Genomic DNA, 18601 nt, shown 5'->3' with positions numbered 1-18601 from the left:
ATGTCAATATTAGATTCTAAAATACCAGAAGGTCCTTTAGCGGACAAGTGGACCAAACATAAGAATGATATCAATCTTGTTAATCCTGCGAATAAGCGTTTAATTGACGTTATTATTGTCGGTACAGGTTTAGCCGGTGGTTCTGCTGCAGCGACCTTAGCAGAATTAGGTTATAATGTCAAAGCGTTTTGTTTTCAAGATTCACCAAGACGTGCACACTCTATTGCGGCGCAAGGGGGTATCAATGCAGCTAAAAATTATCAAGGAGACGGGGATTCCACCTATAGATTGTTTTACGACACTGTAAAAGGAGGGGATTATCGCTCGCGCGAAGCCAATGTGTATCGCTTGGCTGAGGTGTCTACCAATATTATAGACCAGTGTGTGGCACAAGGCGTACCGTTTGCAAGAGAATATGGGGGCTTATTAGATAACCGTTCGTTTGGGGGTGTATTGGTATCACGGACCTTTTATGCTAAAGGTCAAACCGGACAGCAATTATTGCTAGGGGCTTATGCGGCTATGAACCGTCAGATCGGACGCGGTAAAATAAAGATGTACGCACGCCATGAAATGTTGGATGTGGTGCTAGTCGATGGAAAAGCAAGGGGTATTATAGCACGTAATCTTATTACTGGTGAAATTCAACGTCATTCGGCACATGCTGTGGTTTTGGCTACAGGAGGTTACGGTAATGCATTTTATTTATCCACATACGCCATGGGCTCTAATGTGACTGCGGCGTGGAAAGCCCATAAACGTGGCGCATTTTTTGCGAATCCATGTTATACGCAAATTCATCCGACCTGTATTCCAGTATCAGGAGATCATCAATCTAAATTGACCTTGATGTCCGAATCTTTAAGAAACGATGGACGCATCTGGGTACCAAAGCACAAAAAAGATGTTGAAGCCATTAGAAATGGCAGTTTAAAACCCACTGAAATCGCAGAAGAAGATCGCGATTACTACTTGGAGCGTCGTTATCCTGCTTTCGGAAACTTAGTGCCTCGCGATGTAGCCTCAAGGGCGGCAAAAGAACGTTGTGATGCCGGTTATGGAGTTAACCAAACTGGTGAAGCGGTGTATTTGGATTTTGCATCTGCCATAGAACGTTATGGAAAAGAACAGGCCTACGTAAAAGGTCTGGATGTTGACGATAAAAAGGTAGTGGCCGATTTGGGTAAAAAGGTTGTCGAGAACAAGTACGGTAATTTATTCCAGATGTACGAGAAGATTGTCGATCAAAATCCATACGAAACACCAATGATGATTTATCCTGCGGTACACTATACAATGGGTGGTCTATGGGTAGATTACAACCTTATGACTACGGTTCCTGGGTTGTATGCTGCTGGGGAAGCTAATTTTTCTGATCACGGTGCAAACAGGCTTGGAGCATCTGCCTTAATGCAAGGCTTAGCCGATGGTTATTTTGTGTTGCCTTATACCATAGGTGATTATTTGGCGCATGATATTAGAACAGGTCCAATACCTACAGACACTAAAGAATTTGATGAGGCTGAGAAGAATGTTAGAGCTACCATTGATAAGCTCATTAATAATAAGGGCACCAAGTCGGTTGATCATTTTCATAAACGTTTAGGGAAGATTATGTGGAATAAATGTGGAATGGCACGGAACGAAAAAGAATTAAAAGAGGCAATTACTGAGATTGCTGAGTTAAGAGAAGAGTTCCATAGAGATGTCTTTGTTCCGGGCACAGAAAATGAATACAATGAAGAATTGGCTAAAGCAGGTCGCGTTGCGGATTTCTTAGAGCTTGGTGAATTATTTGCCAAGGATGCTTTAGAGCGTAATGAATCTGCCGGAGGCCATTTCAGGGAAGAATATCAAACCGAAGGTGGAGAAGCCTTACGTGTAAAAGACTATCAGTACGTATCCGCTTGGGAATATAAAGGCCAACCTAGTGAGGCTGTACACCACAAGGAGTCCTTAGAATACAAAAATATTGAAGTGAAAGAGAGAAGTTACAAATAAAAAGCTATGATGAATTTAACATTAAAAATATGGCGTCAAAAGGATGCCAACGATAAAGGAAAAATAGTGGACTATCCCGTCAGTGACATTTCTCCAGATATGTCATTTCTGGAGATGCTAGATGTTCTTAATCAGGAGTTGATTGAGAAAGGGGAATCTCCCGTGGCTTTTGATCATGATTGTAGAGAAGGCATTTGTGGAACATGCTCTTTATATATCAATGGTAGAGCACATGGTCCTCAAACGCGTATAACGGCTTGTCAGTTACATATGCGTAGCTTCAAGGATGGGGATACAATTTATATAGAACCATGGCGAGCTAAAGCCTTTCCAGTAATAAAAGATTTAATTGTAGACCGAACGTCCTTTGATCGTATCCAACAAGCCGGTGGATTTATTTCGGTGAACACCTCCGGAAATACCCAAGATGCCAATGCTATTCCTATTGAAAAGGAAAATGCAGATAAGGCTTTTGATGCCGCCACTTGTATTGGTTGTGGGGCTTGTGTGGCAAGCTGTAAAAACTCTTCGGCTATGTTATTTGTTTCTGCAAAGGTGTCTCAGTTCGCTTTATTACCACAAGGACAGGTTGAAGCAACAGACCGTGTTTTAAACATGGTGAAGCAAATGGACGATGAAGGTTTTGGTAATTGTACCAATACAGGGGCTTGTGAGGTTGAGTGTCCAAAAGGCATATCTTTAGAAAATATCGCACGAATGAATCGCGAATATTTAGCAGCCAGCTTTAAAGGTTAAAATTTAAGTCATAAGTTTATTATAAATCCTAGGCAGTGCTTAGGATTTTTCATTTATTTGAATACAATATCCCAGTATGAAAAAGAAATGTATTGCTTTATTGTCCACAATTCTGATTTCTGTTTCGTCATGTGTACAAAATCAAGATGTTAAAAGTAAAACAGCACTTTTTAATGAAGCTCAACTATTAGAGCATGTAAAAACCTTAAGCTTTGATATGTATCAAGGTAGAGCAACAGGAAGTGCTGGAGGACGGCTTGCACAAAACTATATAATTAAGAATTTTGAGGACTTGGGGGTTCAGCCTTTCCGAAACTATAAACACGATTTTGATGTTAAGCGCAATGAAAGTACCATCACGGGGACAAATATTTTAGGTTTGGTAAATGGCACGACATATAAAGATAAATACATAGTTATTAGTGCACATTACGACCATTTAGGGATTGGAAAGAATGGACAAATTTATAATGGAGCCGATGATAATGCCTCAGGTGTGGCAGCTTTATTTACCTTCGCTCAATATTTAAAAGACAACCCTCCTAAACATTCCATTATTTTAGCTGCTTTTGATGCTGAAGAAATAGGATTGCAAGGGTCAAAACATTTTGTTAGGACTATTAAAGAAGAAAATGTGCTCCTTAACATCAACATGGATATGATTAGCCGCAGCCCGAAGAATGAGTTGTATGTTGTTGGTGGAAGATATCACAAACCTCTGGAAGAGATTATTGAACGTTTTGAAAATCCTACGTCGACCAAATTATTAGTAGGGCATGATGGTACTGATGGTAAAGTTGATTGGACATTGTCGTCCGATCATTCACCTTTTCATGAACATGGAATTCCGTTTTTATATTTTGGTAATGAAGATCACTCAGATTATCACACACCTTCTGATGATTTTGAAAATATTACGCCACAATTCTATATAAATGCCGTAGAAATTATTTTATCTATCTTACTAGAAATTGACGAAAAAGGTGTTTGAGTTATATGCAAAATCCTATAACATTCTATAATGAACAATTAGCCAAGCACCAAGCTGAGGCTAGGAACACCTATAAACAAATGGGTCTGCTTAGTGTTCTGCGACTTTCTGTTTTTGTACTAACAGCTTTCGGCATTTATTTGAGCTTTGGGTATTGGAAAGTAGCGTTATTTATTAGTGCCTTAGGACTGGCACTATTTCTTTTTTTACTATCGCGGTACACGGATTTAAAGGCCAAACGTGCGCTTCATAAAAGATTAGCCGCTATTAACCAAGCCGAGCTTAACATCGCTTCGGGTGATTTTCATAATAGAGCTGATGGTGCTCGGTTTCAAGACCCAAGACACTACTATAGTTTAGATATCGATTTGTTTGGTAGAGGTTCTTTTTTTCAATTTATAAATCGTACTACTATTAAAGAAGGTACTGATACTTTAGCAGATCAACTCCTTGCTAATAATATTGTAGATATAGCGTTAAGACAAGAGGCTATACAAGAGCTTTCGAAAATGCCAAAGTGGAGGCAGCACTACTCTGGCATAGCTCAAGGCGTCGCCATTGAATATCCAGCCAAGTCAATAATTCAGTGGTTGAAAGACTATACGCCAAGTTTAAATACAACACTCTATAGATTGACCACGGTTTTTAGTGTTGCTTCGGTTGTAATTTTAGTTTTGGGAATCATTGAGATTATCCCAATTAAATACGCAGGTTATTGGCTGCTATTGGGCTTAGCCATAACTGGGCGTTATTTAAAATCCATCAGTACGCTTGCACAAAACACTGAGAAGGCTAAAGATACTTTTAGACAGTATGCTTTACTATTGGGGCAGATAGAGCAACAAGAGTTCGAGTCAAAGTTGTTGTTAGAAAAGCAACAAAAAATTCAATCAGAAGACCTCAAGGCATCTCAGATATTTTCAAGATTTTCAAAGGCCTTAGACGCACTCGACAACAGGAATAATTTTATTTCCGCCATATTTGGGAATGGCTACTTACTGTGGGATATAAGGCAGGCCTACCATATAGAACAATGGATTGCTAGGTACGCTGATAAGGTTGAGGATTGGTTTGAAGTGGTTACATTTTTTGATGCTTATAATAGTTTTGGAAATTATGCCTTTAATCACCAAGCGTTTACCTATCCCGAAATTACCAATCAGAACACGACCATTAAAGCTAAGGATTTAGGACATCCTTTGTTACATACTGAAAAACGCGTCAATAGTGACGTAGGGTTAGAACAAGAAGAATTCTTTATTGTAACTGGAGCCAATATGGCTGGTAAAAGTACGTTTTTAAGAACTGTTGGCCTGCATGTGGTTATGGCTAATGTTGGGCTACCAGTTTGTGCCAAACATAGCCAATACAGACCTATTAAACTCATAACGAGTATGCGGACAACCGATTCCTTAACGGATGATAGCTCCTATTTCTTTAGTGAATTGACAAGGCTAAAGTTTGTGGTCGATACCATTGAGAAGGATAGGAACTATTTTGTCATTTTAGACGAGATATTAAAAGGAACTAATAGTACGGACAAAGCCATCGGTTCTAGAAAATTTGTTGAGAAACTGGTAAAATTAAATGCCACAGGCATCATTGCCACGCACGATTTAAGTCTTACCAAAATTGAAGCGGAATTAGATGCCGTCAAAAACTACTTTTTTGATGCCCAAATTATCAACGATGAGCTCTTTTTCGATTATAAGCTCAAACAAGGGGTTTGCCAAAACATGAATGCGAGCTTCTTACTGAAGAAGATGGACATTGTTTAATTATTCTCAACTATATTAATACTAATCGGTGATGGGTTTTTATATCGAAGACCAGCAGGAGCACCGATTATTTTTAGCTTTATATCAAAAATGATGACTTCATCATTTGTCCTTAAGTTTTTGAGTTTAGGCTTTGTCGAATCATTGATTTTATTTCCTTTAACGTCATATGTTGTTCCATGCAAATAGATTTTAAACCCATTTACTTTAAATTCCCAATCCAGTAAAAAATCATTGACTTTCACCCCGACCTCGGCATTGGCCAATTCTTCTTTGGACATTTGAATTTCACACTTAGCTCCACAACCCAAACGATTAATCGTTCCATTTAGATTTCCAATATCTTTAATTCTCAAAGTTTTCAATTCAATTAAAGAGTCCCCATTTTTAAGTTTAGATTTTATTTTAATATCTACTGTATGACCAGAACCGGGACTTAAAGCGTAATTGCCATAATTGTCTTTCTTCTTTAATCCAAACGCCGACGCTTCAAAGGATAAGGCATTAGGTTTCGAAATATAAATAGGATTAGAAATGCCTCTATAAACCACATTCATATTTTTAAGTTCTAAAGCGGTTTTATTGTGCAGCGTGTCTAATGCTTCAAACGCTTTAAGACGCTCTTTTAAGATGTTGTTTTCTTTGAGCAATTCAGTTTTACTATATGAAGTCTTACAGCTTTGAATAATAAATAGAATAAATAAAGTTGAGAATAAGTGCTTCATTAAGATAGGTTAACTTTCAGTCAGATAACGGAAATCTAAAAGAATTAGTGTTGGTGAAAAAAGAAGCAAACATACGCTCTACATTCCTATGAACAACACTAGGTATCTTCAATCAAAGCTACTACTTTCATTTCAACAACCCTCAAAGGGATATTTGAGCAAATTAAAGGTAAATGTATTGTCCCCTTGAGGGGACTTTAGGGGTGTTTTTAAACTAAAAAAACCCTCTCTAAATAGAAAGGGTTTTAAAATCTTTAAGAAGTAAATTTCTTAAGCCTCGAACGGTGCTATAGAAACATAAGACTTATTGTCTTTCTTCTTAGTAAATTGTACGATACCATCAACTTTAGCATGTAAAGTGTGGTCTTTGCCTTGGTATACATTTTCACCTGGGTGATGTGTATTACCTCTTTGTCTTACGATGATATTCCCTGCAACTGCAGCTTGTCCACCAAAAATCTTAACACCTAAGCGTTTCGATTCTGATTCTCTACCGTTTTTAGAACTACCAACTCCTTTTTTATGAGCCATTGTCTTTAGGTTTTATATTGTTAATATTTAGCTTAAAGCAGCGATCAAATCAGCTTTCTTCATAGAAGAAATACCTTCGATTCCTTTCGCTTTTGCCATCTCTTTTAATTGAGCTACGGTCAATTTACTCAAGTCTTGAGTTCCCTCTTCAACTTTAGCAGCTGGCTTAGCGTCTGCCTTTGGCGCTTCTTTTTTAGTTGTTGTGTCAGCCTTAGCTTTAGCAGCGGCTGATTCTTTCTTAGGAGCAGCCTTTTTGGCTCCTGATGCTGTGATTCCCTCAATAACGATTTCAGTCAAGGCCTGTCTGTGTCCATTTTTAACACGGTAACCTTTACGTCTTTTCTTTTTGAAAACGATCACCTTATCACCTTTAAGGTGCTTTAAGACTTTTGCACTGACTTGTGCTCCGTCTATAGCTGGGGCGCCTAAAGTAATATCGTTACCATTTCCTATTAAAAGAACATTGTCGAAAGCGACTTTCTTTCCTTCTTCGGTAGACAAACGGTTAACAAAAACTTTTTGGTCTTTCTCAACTTTAAATTGATGCCCTGCTATCTCTACAATTGCGTACATAGCGTAACGTTTTTATTAATTTGTTTATTAATCAAAATATGCTTTTCTCAGAAAGCGGATGCAAATATACTTCTAAATTCCTAATCTACAAACGTTTTTAGGCTTTTCAGCTTGTTTTTAGGATACTTGTAAAACAAACATGATGTCTTGTGTAGTTATTTATCGGAGTTTTCACATTTTATTATGTTAAAAAGGCTTATCATTCCTTATTTTTGCAAGGCTTTATGTAACAATACACCTATTGCATAGTCAAACACGAGAACAATTTTAAAATTTAAATACTATTAATAATGAAAAAAAGCGTATTTGCTCTATTTATCTTACTGTTAGTTGGATTTTATTCTAACGCGCAGCAAGTAGAGTTTACAGAGTTCGATTTAGATAATGGTCTGCATGTAATTTTACATCAAGACAATTCTGCACCAGTTGTTATAACGTCCGTAATGTACGATGTTGGTGGAAAAGATCTTGGCGGAAAAGCTGAGACGGGTTATAGAACTGGTTTTGCCCACTTTTTTGAGCATCTGTTATTTGAAGGTTCAGAAAACATTGAACGTGGTGAGTTTATGAAAATTATTCCTGCGAATGGAGGCACATTTAATGCTAACACCTCTATGGACAGAACATACTACTACGATATTTTTCCATCAAATAAGTTAGAATTAGGATTGTGGCTAGAATCGGAACGCATGTTGCACCCAGTCATTGATCAAATCGGAGTTGATACTCAAAAGGAGGTTGTAAAAGAAGAAAAACGTCAAAGAACGGATGCACCTTATGGGAAAATATTAGAAGTGATCAATGAAAATCTATTTGAAGCACATCCCTACAAAAATTCAGTTCTTGGGTTTATGGAGGATATCAATGCTTCAACACTTGAAGAATTTTATGCCTATTTTGATAAATATTATACGCCTAATAATGCGGTTTTAGTTGTTGCTGGAGATATTGACACCAACGAGACTAAAAAATTGGTAAAGACCTACTTTAGTGAGGTAAAGCAAAGACCAAAACCAGTTAGAAACTTCCCTAAGGAAACACCTATTACGGCATCTAAGCAAGTAGAGGCCTTTGATGCTAATATCCAATTACCAGCCATTATTGCGGCATATAGACTTCCACCACAATCATCAAGAGATGCCTATGTTTTGGATATGATATCGAGTTATTTAAGTGGTGGAAAAAGCTCTGTGCTTTACAAAAAAATGGTAGATGAACAAAAGCAAGCTCTTGCTGTGCAAGCTGTAAACTTAGGGCAAGTAGATCACAATATTTTCGCGCTTTTTGCTATACCTCTTGGCGATGTGGCTTTAGAAACGCTTCTTTCTGAAATGGATGAAGAAATAAAAATAATGCAATCAGAACTCATTTCTGAACGTAATTATCAAAAATTATTAAATCAATTTGAAAATCGATTTGTAAACTCAAACACTAGTGTTGAAGGTATTGCAGGCTCCTTGGCGACCTACTATTTACTTTATGGCGATGTTAATCTTATTAATACACAATTAGATTTATACCGATCTATAACAAGAGAAGAAATAAGAGATGTTGCTAAAAAGTACCTAAGTCCTAATCAGCGCATAGAAATTAAATATTTACCTAAAAAAGACGACCAATAATGAAAACACGATATAATATGAATTTAAAGGCTGTTACGTTTGTCCTATTGACTTTAGTCTCATTAGGTTTAAATGCGCAACTTGATAGATCTAAAATGCCAAAACCTGGCCCAGAGCCAGAGATAAAACTTGAAGTTCCATCGGAGTTTAAACTCGATAATGGAATGGAAGTTCTTGTCGTTGAGAACCACAAGTTACCTAGAGTATCTTATTCACTTAGAATAGATAATAACCCTATTGCCACGAAAGATAAGGCAGGTATTGAAAGTATTCTTGGTGCTATGTTAGGAAATGGGACTACCACAATTTCTAAAGATGAGTTTAATGAAGAAATAGATTTCTTAGGGGCGAATTTAAGCTTTGGTTTCTCCGGTGGCTTTGCAGGCTCGCTATCAAAATATTCAGATCGTATTTTGGAATTAATGGCTGATGCTGCTATAAATTCCTTATTGACAGAAGAAGAGTTTGAAAAGGAAAAGGCTAAACTTCTCGAAAGTATAAAGCAAGAAGAAAAAGATGTTGACGCGATAAGCAGAAGAGTTAGAAATGTATTAGCTTATGGAAAAAATCATGCGTATGGCGAATATGTTACTGAAGAAACTATAAATAATGTGACGTTTTCGGATGTACTCGCGTTTTATCAAAAGTATTTTAACCCCAATAATGCCTATTTAGTGGTTATTGGCGATGTAGACGTCAGCAATGTACAAAGACAGGTTAAAACACACTTTGGTAAATGGGAAAATTCAGTAGATGTTTCTATTCCATTGCAACCGGCAGCACCAAATGCACAGTATACGCAGATTAATTTTGTAGATAACCCAAACTCAACACAATCTAGCATCTTCGTTACTAATAACGTTGATTTAAAAATGAAGGATGAGGATTATCATGCAGCCTTAATCACTAACAACATTCTAGGTGGTGGCGGAGAAGGTTACTTGTTTAAAAACCTTCGTGAAGACAAAGGGTATACCTATGGAGCTTACTCAAGCTTAGGGGCAAGCCGCTACGGATTGGGACGCTTCAATGCCTCTGCTAAAGTAAGAAATGAGGTAACGGATAGTGCTGTTGTTGAATTTTTAAAAGAAATAAAGCGTATTAAAACAGAACCGGTAGATGCCCAATTACTGAAGGATTCAAAGGCTAAATATGTGGGTAATTTTATCATGGGGTTAGAGCGTCCACAAACCGTTGCCAATTATGCACTTAACATTAAACTCAACGATTTACCGCAAGATTTCTACACGACATATTTACAGAAAATCAATGATGTTAGTGTAGAAGATGTTCAGCGTGTTGCAAACAAATATCTTGGTGTTAATCAAAGAATTGTTATTGTAGGAAAAGGAAGCGAGGTTTTAGATAACCTAGAGAAAACGGACATCCCTATTCTGTATTATGATAAATATGCCAATAAGACTGAAAAACCAGTGTTTTCTAAACCTTTACCGGAAGGTTTAACTGCCGAAACTGTTGTAAAGAATTATGTAAAAGCGATTGGTGGTGAAGAAAAACTTAGAGCTATAAATACAACTTTGACGAGTTCAGAAATGACCATTCCTGGTGCACCGTTTAAACCAAATGCGGTTATAAAGCAAATGTCACCGAATAAGTTTTCTATGGAAGTTGTTGCAGAAGGTATGGGTACTTTAATGAAGCAAAACTTTGATGGCGAGAATGGTTATATGGAGCAGCAAGGACGGAAAATTCCAATGGACGAAAAAGATGTGTCTTCTAGAAAATCTACAAAAGGGTTATTTGACGAGTTGTATATGGAACCGTCAACTTTAGAATTGGAAAGTAAGACGGCCATTGATGGTACTGATGTTTATAAAATTAAAGTTACTAAGGACGATAAATCATCATATAGATACTATGATGCTGAGACAGGTTATTTATTAAGAACGGAAGAGACCAACGAGACTCAAGGTCAATCTGTAACTACTATAACCGATTATTCTAATTACAAAGACGTTAATGGTGTAATGATGCCTTATACGATGAAAGTCACTGCAGGACCACAGGCCTTTGTTTTTGAAACCAAAGAAGTAAAAATAAACGAAGGTGTAACAGCCGAAGATTTCAATTAAAATCTCGATCTATATAATCATAAAACCGAAGCTATTGCTTCGGTTTTTTTATGTGCGTTTTTTATGTGATAGATAGACTCCTATGAGTATGAGCATAGCGGCCAAAGCTTGTAGGATGCTAAAGGATTCGCCGTCTAAAATTCCCCAAATTAAAGCTATGATGGGCATGATATAAGTTACGGAAGAGGCAAACACGGGGGTGGAAATTTGAATCAATTTATTGAAAACAACTTTTGCCAAAGCCGTACCAAATACCGAAAGAATAGTAACATAGAGCAAGGCCTCTGGTAAATTTGGATGATGAAGACGTTCGGTCGAAAAAAAGTCTGTAAATCCTAAGATCAATAGTGCAGGAAGAACGATAAAAACATAATTACCAGCAGCGATGGCCAGAGGCTTTACATCTTGCAAATAGCGTTTTATGATGTTTACATTAGCCGCATACATTAGCGTTGAGGCAATAACAAAGCCGGCGTATAGATAGTTTTGATTTGGATTTAGTGCAGAGCCTTTTAGAATCAATAATACCGTACCTATAAATCCAATAATAACGCCAATTACTTGACGTTTAGTCGATGCAATTTTAAATACGGCAAACCCTAGTAAAATAGTATTTAAAGGCACTAACGAGTTAAGTATGGAAGCGACAGCACTATCAATTTCTGTTTCTGCAATAGCAAAGAAAAAAGCAGGGATAAATGAGCCTAAAAGCCCAGAAATGAATAGCCATTTCCATTTGGATTTTGGAATCTTTTTTAAATGATAGAATCCGGTCGAAATAAGAATAACACCTGTTATAATAGTTCTAATTGCCCCAAGTTGATAGGGATTTAGGCCTAAAAGCGATTTCTTTATAAGAATGAAGGAGCTTCCCCAAATAACGGAAAGAATGAGAAGGTAAATCCACTTTATATTAGGGTTTTTCATACAAAAATGTTGTCAAGGAATCACAAAAATCGTTAATTCCTTCGCAAGAAATAGCAATATTTATTAGATTTAGCCAAAATTTAATAGTTTGTATCTATGAAGACATTTAAGAATATATGTATTGTTGCAATTACGGTTTTAGCTTTTGTAGCTTGTAAAGATAATGCCCAGCCAGAAGTTAAAACGGTAGATGTAGAAGTTGCTCAAAAAGATGTAGCCAAAACTTTAGATCCTAATGCCACTTATGCCAAAGTCGAGTTCGGAATTGAAGGGATGACTTGTGCTATGGGGTGTGCCAAAACCATTGAAAAGAAAATGGCTAAGATGGATGGTGTTAAATCTGCCAAAGTAGATTTTGACAAGCGTATGGCAATGGTCGAATACGATGAGGCTAAAGTAACACATAAATCTTTAGAAGAAACAGTTGCCAAGGCAGGTGAGGTTTACAAGGTTAAGGACATGAAAGTTGTGGATAGTTTTGAAAGTGAAAACTAATCGATATAAGGCCCATTAAAAAGGCAATTAGGCCAAAAAAATAACCAGTTATTGGTTTCTTGAAGCACTATCTTAAGAGATAGTGCTTTTTTATTGCACTTGTAATAATGCAAAAGCAATGATAAGACAACCTAATGGTAGAAACCATAATAGGTAAATGGAGGCGACGTTCCGTTTTAATCGCGCATTGAGAACATGTCGTTTTTTACCATTGTAGCGCATCCAGTTTTTAAAGACAATACATATAGCGATGATACTAAATAGGGTCCAAAATTTTGAAGGCGACATCGTTATAAATTTCATCTGTTGGGCGAAAGCCATAAAAAAAGTAGCTAAGGCCAGTACAATAGAAAGCTCTAAAAAGTTAATATAGAATAGTGCTATTTTAAGACTGCGCTTACCATATCTCTTTTTGTAAAAGTTAAAAACGGATATGTAATAGTTATCTAACATTAGCCCAAAAATAAAAAAGCCACAGCATTAAAATGCTGCGGCTTTAAAGTTTTTAATTGATGTCTTAGTTACCAGTAACTACGACATTATCGACATGATATCTTGTTGTTGCGCTTGGGTCAGAACCTTCATAAAAGAATCCGACAACCATATCACCATCAACACAAGAAATATTGATTGGGCCAACCGTTTCAAAATCTCCAAATGTGCTGGCAGGTCCCACAGGAATTGTAGCATCCAAAATACTCCAAGTTGCTGTAGTTGGATCACCAGCATAATCTGTAGAAACCCAAACCGATAAATTAGTACCATTGTCAAAGTTAGCCTGTACATCAAAAGACAATTCTTCGCCTGTAGTACCGTCCATATTGATAGCAGGTGTCACTAACCAAACATCAGCTTCTGAATTGCCAGAGCTAAATGCAGAGATACGTGAGTAGAAGTTTCCGCTAAAACTACTGATAAACCAATCGGTGTCGGTACCACTAATGTTTATGTTATCCCAACCTTCTGAAGCGTATGTGCCGAAGCCTTCAAAGTCTTCTTCAAAAATGGCTGAACCACCACCAGAAGGTCCTGTACACTCTAAAAAGTCTGGATCGCAACGTTCCGCATTAGTCAATTGAACCCCTTCTAGGGTATTGACAACAATATTAAAAGAGTCACCTTCAAAATTACGGGTTAAGATACCATTGATAGTACCTCTTCCTGATGCTAATGTCGCTGGGCCAAAATCTGCGAATGTACTTGTACTAAATACCACAGAAGCCGATTCGGTACAACTTTCTAGGGTACGTTCTCCATCAAACTGATCTGAAGCTTCTGAGGCATAACTCAATTGTCCTGCTTGGTTTCTGTTGAACTGTACGTCCTGTAATTGTACAAATAAATTGGTTTTATCTTCTGTAAATTCTGAAAACTCTAGAGCTAATGGGACAATCTCTTGTTTTTCTGAAGATCTTTGAATCACATCAAATTCATCAGCAGGAGAAATCTTATCCACTTCGTTGCCATTGGCCTGACCTAGAGTTAATACGCCATTGGAGATACCCACGGTTAAACCATTTAATTTGATATAGAGTTTTCTTCCAACATCGTATCTAACAAATAATGGATTTAAATCAATTTGTAATTTGATTCCAGTCGTTGGGTTTTCAAAATTGTCTTGTAAAAGAATTTCTTCGAAAAAATTACCTCCTTCATCAGAAGAAATAACGTAAGCTTCTAATATTAAGTCACTTTCATTAAACTCGTAGGTAAAAGTCACATTTTCATTTGAGTAATCTAGAGGTTGAGGATCAAAAATTCCATCATTATCATCTTGTTCTTGAGAAAGTGCACCGGCTACTGCAGAAAGAGTGGTAAAAATAGTCCCTTCTTCAAACGTAGGTTCAGTAATTTCGCTACTCGGAGTGTCAAAATCATCGTCTTCTACACAGGCAGTAAAACTTATTAAAGCTAAGGTTAATAAGGTTAATAAAACGTTGTTTCGGTTTAAAATTTTCATTTTTATAATATTAAATTTCTTCTTTTTATTTAAAATCTTACATACACATTGAGGTAGTATGTGGTACCATTACCAAAAAAGTAGCGGTTTCCAAAAACTGGACCACCAGTATTATTTTGTTCTTCTATTTGACTAAGATAGTCAAGACGTCTGGATTGCTCAAAGCCTCCAGTTCTATATTCGCGGTTAAACACGTTATTAATTGTTGCAAAAAAGCCAACAAAATAATCATTAATCTTCCATGACTTTCCTCCGATTAAATTAACCAGCATATAGTCCTCAAAACGTTCTTGTTGCAATATCTCTCTAGCGACATCTTCATCGTAATCGGCTACGCCGTAGCCTGATATATTAATAATGCCATCGGTATCGTTTGCTATTATACTGTTAGGACCTTCAGAAAGGTTATAAGCATCCGGATCTTGTGGGAAGAATCCAGAACGTTTTAAGGCACTTGGATCCACATAGGCATGGGAGAAGAAGTTAGTCGTTACCCCAAAGTTCCAAAAATCAGGATCTCTATATTCAAACCCTATCTGAAAAGCACGTTCAGGACCACTAGAGACACGAAGATCTTTTAGGTTTGTCTTTCCATCTCCATATGATAAATTAGTGTATAAATCCGAAGAATAGTAGACATCTGGATTATTGGTAAAGCTAAACTGACCTATAGCGGCAACACCTTTAAGTTTTATGGTTGGTGTAACCTGCGCTTCAATACCTAGTTCACCACCAAAGTTACGTCGGTCAATATTAGTCATAATTTCTTGCATTAAAGAAGCACCGGCCTCAGAGAAGAAAAAGTTAACTTCTGTACCATCAGTAAAGTTGGTGTAATAACCCGTTAATCTTGCTTTTACAATTGGTGATCTAAAGATATAACTTGCGTCAACAGATTGAACAGTTTCACTGTCTAAATCATTAATAATTAAATTGTTTTGACGCGCATTGCCAAAAGTAGTTCGTATGCCTGGTGCCTTGGTAAAGTAACTGGCATTGACATCGATTAAATGTTTACCTGTAACTTTATAGGTCAGTCCACCTTTGATACCAAAATTCGTAAAATCTACCTTTTCACTTTTTCCAAAAGATCCAATGATATTCGGGACGTTATTTGGGTAAAATCCGTTTTCGAAAAAACCTTCGCGTTGATATGATGTATTTGAGATACTTGCCGCGAGATAAAAGTCGACACTATTGTATTTAAATTGTGCCTGGACAAAGGATGATAAAACATCGGAATTAATATCATAATGATAACGGTACTTGTCACCTTCTCCTGCGATGCGGTTTGGAGTTCTTATATTACTCTGTGCTGCATTTATAGTTCCGGTTTGCTGTGCATCTTCAAAAAATGCATTAACATCCAAGAATCCCGAGCCTCCTAACAAATCTTCAATTCGCGCAAAGTTTTCACTATTTAAATGTCTGTAATTAATATTGGCATTTAAGCGAATATTATCTGCTAATTCCGCATCTAAAATAGAATTAAATGTCCATTGTTGGTCTTTGACAACATCGGCCTGAAGGGCGTATACGGTATAACCGTTAAGCTGGTTAGCTGTATAAAATAGATTCCAATCTAATTGCCCATCATTTACAAAGTCTTGTTGCACAGCAAAAGCCTGCTGATAGTCATAAGTCGTAGGATTTTCCCCTTGCAAGTAAAAGCTCGGTAGACTTTGCCAATATTCTGGAGTAGGATTACGGGCACCACCGTTAATCGTTTGTTGCCCATTATTTTCAATAATTCTGGTACCATTATTGTCAATACGCGTATTGGCAATTTCACCGAATTGGTAAGCAATATTTGTGTTTAACTTCACTTTTGGTGATATGTCCCAATAGTGATTTAACATTAAAATGGGCTCTTCAATTTCTCTAATTCTCGAGTTGCGTTGCTCACCATCAAACATCCCCCAAAATGGGTTATAACGTCTGCCTTTCAGGTCAAAAACCTCTTGAGTTATTGCCGTAGAACGACCACGACGGTTTTGAGCATAAATACCTGTAAAGTTTAAGCTGTGTTTTTCATTAATTTGTTTTTCTACAGCTATAAAAAATGAGTTAGCATCATATAATGTACCGTCAAAATAGCCTTCCTCTCCAAAACGACGCGATCCCAAAACAGAATAGGACCATCCGCCTTCTAAAAGACCAGAGCTATAGCTTGCCATAACTCTACCTTGATAGCTACGGTTCGCAGAGGCATAAGAGATACGGCCACCACGTCTATATTTTGAGGCACGCATCATAATGTTATTAGTACCTGCTAGATCACCAAAGTTGTAATCGTTTGCAGAGGTTCCCATAGTAAATTCTTGGTTACGCTGCACATCGTTAAGGCCTCCCCAGTTGCCCCATTGAGGTCTTCCGTTAAATTGCTTGTTCATCTCAACACCATTAATAAGAACCTTACCGTTGGCATTGTCCAGACCTCTTGGTCTAAAGAAGGTAGCACTAAAATCAAAAGCCGCAGCACTGAGGAAAACATCTCTTGAGGCTTGTAACAGACCAGAAATATTATCCGTTAAACCATCATCTTCACTATTTAAATTGTCGTCAGAAATTGAAATAATGAATAAATCTTTTTTGTCACTCGTATCAAAATCGAGTGTCATACCGCTAATATCGACGGTCTGACCCTCGTTAACAATGATGGGGTAACGCTTTGTAACATAACCTACCTTTTCGATTTTCAGAACTTGTTCGCCTAATGGCACATTCTGAGTAAAACTAAACTCACCTTTGGCATCGGTTTTCAAGGTTTGCCCAGTTTCTTCAATGGTAATCGTTACATCAGGAATAGGTTCTCCTGTAGTTCCGTCCAAAACACTTCCTTTAACAATGGTTTGTTGTGCAAAACCCATTAAAGAAAAGGTAATTCCGAACAAAAAGAGTAAAAAACTTTTTTTCATACCTAATTTTAAATTGATTGTTACAGTAGATTAAATAATGGTTATTTAAGGCCTGCAAATGTACTATATTTATAATTATTACATACTTTTGGCAAGCAATTTGTTTAGGATATAACAATTAGATAATATAACTAAAATGAAATCATTAAAATCTCTTCTTCTCTTGCTATCAATGGTTAGTGCCTTAAATGTTTGGGCACAAGAAGAAAAGCGCTTTAAGATTCACACTGTAGCGTTCTACAATTTAGAAAATCTCTTTGATACAATCAATGATCCGCTAAAATATGACGAGGCGAGTCCAATCATGGAGATGAAGGCTAATCGTTCTGAAGTGTATAAGAAGAAGATAAAGAATATGGCAAGAGTTATTGCCAATATTGGCGCTGACAAAGCCAATAACTCACCCGCTGTCATTGGTGTTTGCGAAATTGAAAACAGGGATGTGCTCGAAGACCTAATCAATGATCCATTATTATTGGGTAAGGATTATGGCATTATTCATTATGACGGTCCAGATAAGCGAAGTATTGATGTCGCCTTGTTATACCAAAAGGCACTGTTTAAACCTATGGATTCGAGCTCGCATGAGTTGCTTATTTATGATGATGTTACGCGAAAACGCGTATATACGAGAGATCAATTATTGGTGAGTGGAAAATTAGAGGGAGATTTAATTCATATTTTGGTCAACCATTGGCCCTCGCGAAGTGGTGGCGAAGCCAGAAGTCGTTCAAAAAGGGTTGGGGCTGCCAAATTGAATAAGCGTCTTATCGATTCCTTACAGTCTATAGACCCTTATGCTAAAATCTTTACCATGGGTGATTTAAATGATGACCCCACTAATGAAAGCGTAAAGAAGGTCTTAAAAGCAAAAAAAGATAAAAAGAAAGTCCCATTTAAAGGCATCTATAACCCTTATGAAAAAATGTTCACTGAGAAAGGTTGGGGGACTACAGCCTATAGAGATGCGTTGAGTTTGTTCGATCAGATTATGATGACAAAGCCATTATTAGATGACGATTATTCGTCGTTTAGATTCTGGAAAGCCGGTATTTATAATCCATCCTACATGTTCAATAAACGCGGAAGATGGAAGGGCTACCCATTTAGAAGTTTTGCCGATGGGGGTTTTACAGGTGGGTTTAGTGACCACTTTCCTGTGTATGTCTATCTTATAAAAGAAGTTAAGTAAGACGAATAGAGAAATAACAAAAAAGGCGCAAATTTAAAT

General features: G+C 37.1%; 15 protein-coding genes. 8 read left to right on the top strand and 7 right to left on the bottom strand.

Annotation, left to right across the window (positions count from 1 at the left end):
• The 4 genes from ACO052_RS02420 (at nucleotide 1) to ACO052_RS02405 (ending at nucleotide 5526) form a co-directional block, all read left to right on the top strand.
• On the top strand, nucleotides 1-2001 hold the full coding sequence (locus ACO052_RS02420; protein ID WP_422106423.1) for a fumarate reductase/succinate dehydrogenase flavoprotein subunit: 2001 nt from the start codon (nucleotides 1-3) through the stop codon (nucleotides 1999-2001).
• A 9-nt stretch (nucleotides 2002-2010) separates the two neighbouring features.
• The gene (locus tag ACO052_RS02415; protein ID WP_422108030.1) at nucleotides 2011-2757 is read left to right on the top strand and encodes a succinate dehydrogenase/fumarate reductase iron-sulfur subunit; all 747 of its coding nucleotides are present in this window, start codon (nucleotides 2011-2013) and stop codon (nucleotides 2755-2757) included.
• 76 nt (nucleotides 2758-2833) lie between these two features.
• Nucleotides 2834-3748 carry a M20/M25/M40 family metallo-hydrolase gene (locus ACO052_RS02410; protein ID WP_422106422.1) on the top strand — a complete coding sequence of 305 codons (915 nt, stop codon included), beginning with the start codon at nucleotides 2834-2836 and terminating at the stop codon, nucleotides 3746-3748.
• Nucleotides 3749-3753: 5 nt separating this feature from the next.
• Nucleotides 3754-5526 carry a MutS-related protein gene (locus tag ACO052_RS02405; protein ID WP_422106421.1) on the top strand — a complete coding sequence of 591 codons (1773 nt, stop codon included), beginning with the start codon at nucleotides 3754-3756 and terminating at the stop codon, nucleotides 5524-5526.
• Here ACO052_RS02405 and ACO052_RS02400 read toward each other — a convergent pair.
• The 3 genes from ACO052_RS02400 to rplU all read right to left on the bottom strand — a co-directional run bounded on the left by ACO052_RS02400 (nucleotide 5523) and on the right by rplU (nucleotide 7355).
• Nucleotides 5523-6251 carry a GldM family protein gene (locus ACO052_RS02400; RefSeq protein ID WP_422106420.1) on the bottom strand — a complete coding sequence of 243 codons (729 nt, stop codon included), beginning with the start codon at nucleotides 6249-6251 and terminating at the stop codon, nucleotides 5523-5525. The two genes, ACO052_RS02405 and ACO052_RS02400, sit on opposite strands and share 4 nt — an antisense overlap.
• Nucleotides 6252-6521: 270 nt before the next feature.
• On the bottom strand, nucleotides 6522-6782 hold the full coding sequence (rpmA, locus tag ACO052_RS02395) for a 50S ribosomal protein L27 (RefSeq protein ID WP_076618949.1): 261 nt from the start codon (nucleotides 6780-6782) through the stop codon (nucleotides 6522-6524).
• Between the two features lie 27 nt (nucleotides 6783-6809).
• Nucleotides 6810-7355 carry a 50S ribosomal protein L21 gene (rplU, locus tag ACO052_RS02390; RefSeq protein WP_422106419.1) on the bottom strand — a complete coding sequence of 182 codons (546 nt, stop codon included), beginning with the start codon at nucleotides 7353-7355 and terminating at the stop codon, nucleotides 6810-6812.
• 290 nt (nucleotides 7356-7645) lie between these two features.
• On the opposite strand from rplU, the gene ACO052_RS02385 reads away from it, so the two are divergent.
• Nucleotides 7646-8977, top strand: coding sequence for a M16 family metallopeptidase (locus ACO052_RS02385; RefSeq protein WP_422106418.1), 1332 nt, complete (start codon nucleotides 7646-7648; stop codon nucleotides 8975-8977).
• Nucleotides 8977-11070 (top strand): insulinase family protein, encoded by a 2094-nt coding sequence (locus tag ACO052_RS02380; protein ID WP_422106417.1) that lies wholly within the window; start codon nucleotides 8977-8979, stop codon nucleotides 11068-11070. The genes ACO052_RS02385 and ACO052_RS02380 overlap by 1 nt, the downstream gene beginning before the upstream one ends.
• 48 nt (nucleotides 11071-11118) lie before the next feature.
• Here ACO052_RS02380 and ACO052_RS02375 read toward each other — a convergent pair whose 3' ends face one another.
• Entirely contained in the window at nucleotides 11119-11997 is an 879-nt protein-coding gene (locus ACO052_RS02375; protein WP_422106416.1) for a DMT family transporter, read from the bottom strand.
• A gap of 96 nt (nucleotides 11998-12093) precedes the next feature.
• On the opposite strand from ACO052_RS02375, the gene ACO052_RS02370 reads away from it, so the two are divergent.
• Nucleotides 12094-12492 (top strand): heavy-metal-associated domain-containing protein, encoded by a 399-nt coding sequence (locus ACO052_RS02370; RefSeq protein ID WP_422106415.1) that lies wholly within the window; start codon nucleotides 12094-12096, stop codon nucleotides 12490-12492.
• Between the two features lie 90 nt (nucleotides 12493-12582).
• Here the strand turns inward: ACO052_RS02370 and ACO052_RS02365 are convergent, their stop codons facing one another.
• The 3 genes from ACO052_RS02365 to ACO052_RS02355 all read right to left on the bottom strand — a co-directional run bounded on the left by ACO052_RS02365 (nucleotide 12583) and on the right by ACO052_RS02355 (nucleotide 17370).
• Entirely contained in the window at nucleotides 12583-12945 is a 363-nt protein-coding gene (locus ACO052_RS02365; RefSeq protein ID WP_422106414.1) for a hypothetical protein, read from the bottom strand.
• Nucleotides 12946-13009: 64 nt separating this feature from the next.
• A complete protein-coding gene (locus ACO052_RS02360) occupies nucleotides 13010-14452 on the bottom strand; it encodes a DUF5689 domain-containing protein (protein ID WP_422106413.1) in 1443 nt (480 codons plus the stop codon).
• A gap of 29 nt (nucleotides 14453-14481) precedes the next feature.
• Complete coding sequence (locus ACO052_RS02355) at nucleotides 14482-17370, bottom strand: carboxypeptidase regulatory-like domain-containing protein (RefSeq protein WP_422106412.1); 2889 nt, start codon at nucleotides 17368-17370, stop codon at nucleotides 14482-14484.
• Between the two features lie 136 nt (nucleotides 17371-17506).
• Between ACO052_RS02355 and ACO052_RS02350 the strand changes: the two genes are divergently transcribed.
• Nucleotides 17507-18562 (top strand): endonuclease/exonuclease/phosphatase family protein, encoded by a 1056-nt coding sequence (locus tag ACO052_RS02350; protein ID WP_422106411.1) that lies wholly within the window; start codon nucleotides 17507-17509, stop codon nucleotides 18560-18562.
• The last annotated feature ends 39 nt before the right edge of the window (nucleotides 18563-18601 follow it).

Origin of the sequence: Winogradskyella sp. (assembly GCF_965228925.1) — a bacterium.
In the GTDB taxonomy this organism is placed as follows: Bacteria; Bacteroidota; Bacteroidia; order Flavobacteriales; family Flavobacteriaceae; genus Winogradskyella.
Note: the sequence above shows the minus strand (reverse complement) of the source record. Positions and strands in the feature narration are given on the sequence as shown.

Bases quoted from the DNA above. Each gene is read 5' to 3' on its own strand.
- ACO052_RS02360 (WP_422106413.1), bottom strand. From the start codon at position 14,452: ATGAAAATTTTAAACCGAAACAACGTTTTATTAACCTTATTAACCTTA.
- ACO052_RS02420 (WP_422106423.1), top strand. From the start codon at position 1: ATGTCAATATTAGATTCTAAAATACCAGAAGGTCCTTTAGCGGACAAG.
- ACO052_RS02385 (WP_422106418.1), top strand. From the start codon at position 7,646: ATGAAAAAAAGCGTATTTGCTCTATTTATCTTACTGTTAGTTGGATTT.
- ACO052_RS02400 (WP_422106420.1), bottom strand. From the start codon at position 6,251: ATGAAGCACTTATTCTCAACTTTATTTATTCTATTTATTATTCAAAGC.
- rplU (WP_422106419.1), bottom strand. From the start codon at position 7,355: ATGTACGCAATTGTAGAGATAGCAGGGCATCAATTTAAAGTTGAGAAA.
- ACO052_RS02365 (WP_422106414.1), bottom strand. From the start codon at position 12,945: ATGTTAGATAACTATTACATATCCGTTTTTAACTTTTACAAAAAGAGA.
- ACO052_RS02370 (WP_422106415.1), top strand. From the start codon at position 12,094: ATGAAGACATTTAAGAATATATGTATTGTTGCAATTACGGTTTTAGCT.
- ACO052_RS02410 (WP_422106422.1), top strand. From the start codon at position 2,834: ATGAAAAAGAAATGTATTGCTTTATTGTCCACAATTCTGATTTCTGTT.
- ACO052_RS02405 (WP_422106421.1), top strand. From the start codon at position 3,754: ATGCAAAATCCTATAACATTCTATAATGAACAATTAGCCAAGCACCAA.
- ACO052_RS02355 (WP_422106412.1), bottom strand. From the start codon at position 17,370: ATGAAAAAAAGTTTTTTACTCTTTTTGTTCGGAATTACCTTTTCTTTA.
- ACO052_RS02380 (WP_422106417.1), top strand. From the start codon at position 8,977: ATGAAAACACGATATAATATGAATTTAAAGGCTGTTACGTTTGTCCTA.
- ACO052_RS02350 (WP_422106411.1), top strand. From the start codon at position 17,507: ATGAAATCATTAAAATCTCTTCTTCTCTTGCTATCAATGGTTAGTGCC.
- ACO052_RS02375 (WP_422106416.1), bottom strand. From the start codon at position 11,997: ATGAAAAACCCTAATATAAAGTGGATTTACCTTCTCATTCTTTCCGTT.
- rpmA (WP_076618949.1), bottom strand. From the start codon at position 6,782: ATGGCTCATAAAAAAGGAGTTGGTAGTTCTAAAAACGGTAGAGAATCA.
- ACO052_RS02415 (WP_422108030.1), top strand. From the start codon at position 2,011: ATGAATTTAACATTAAAAATATGGCGTCAAAAGGATGCCAACGATAAA.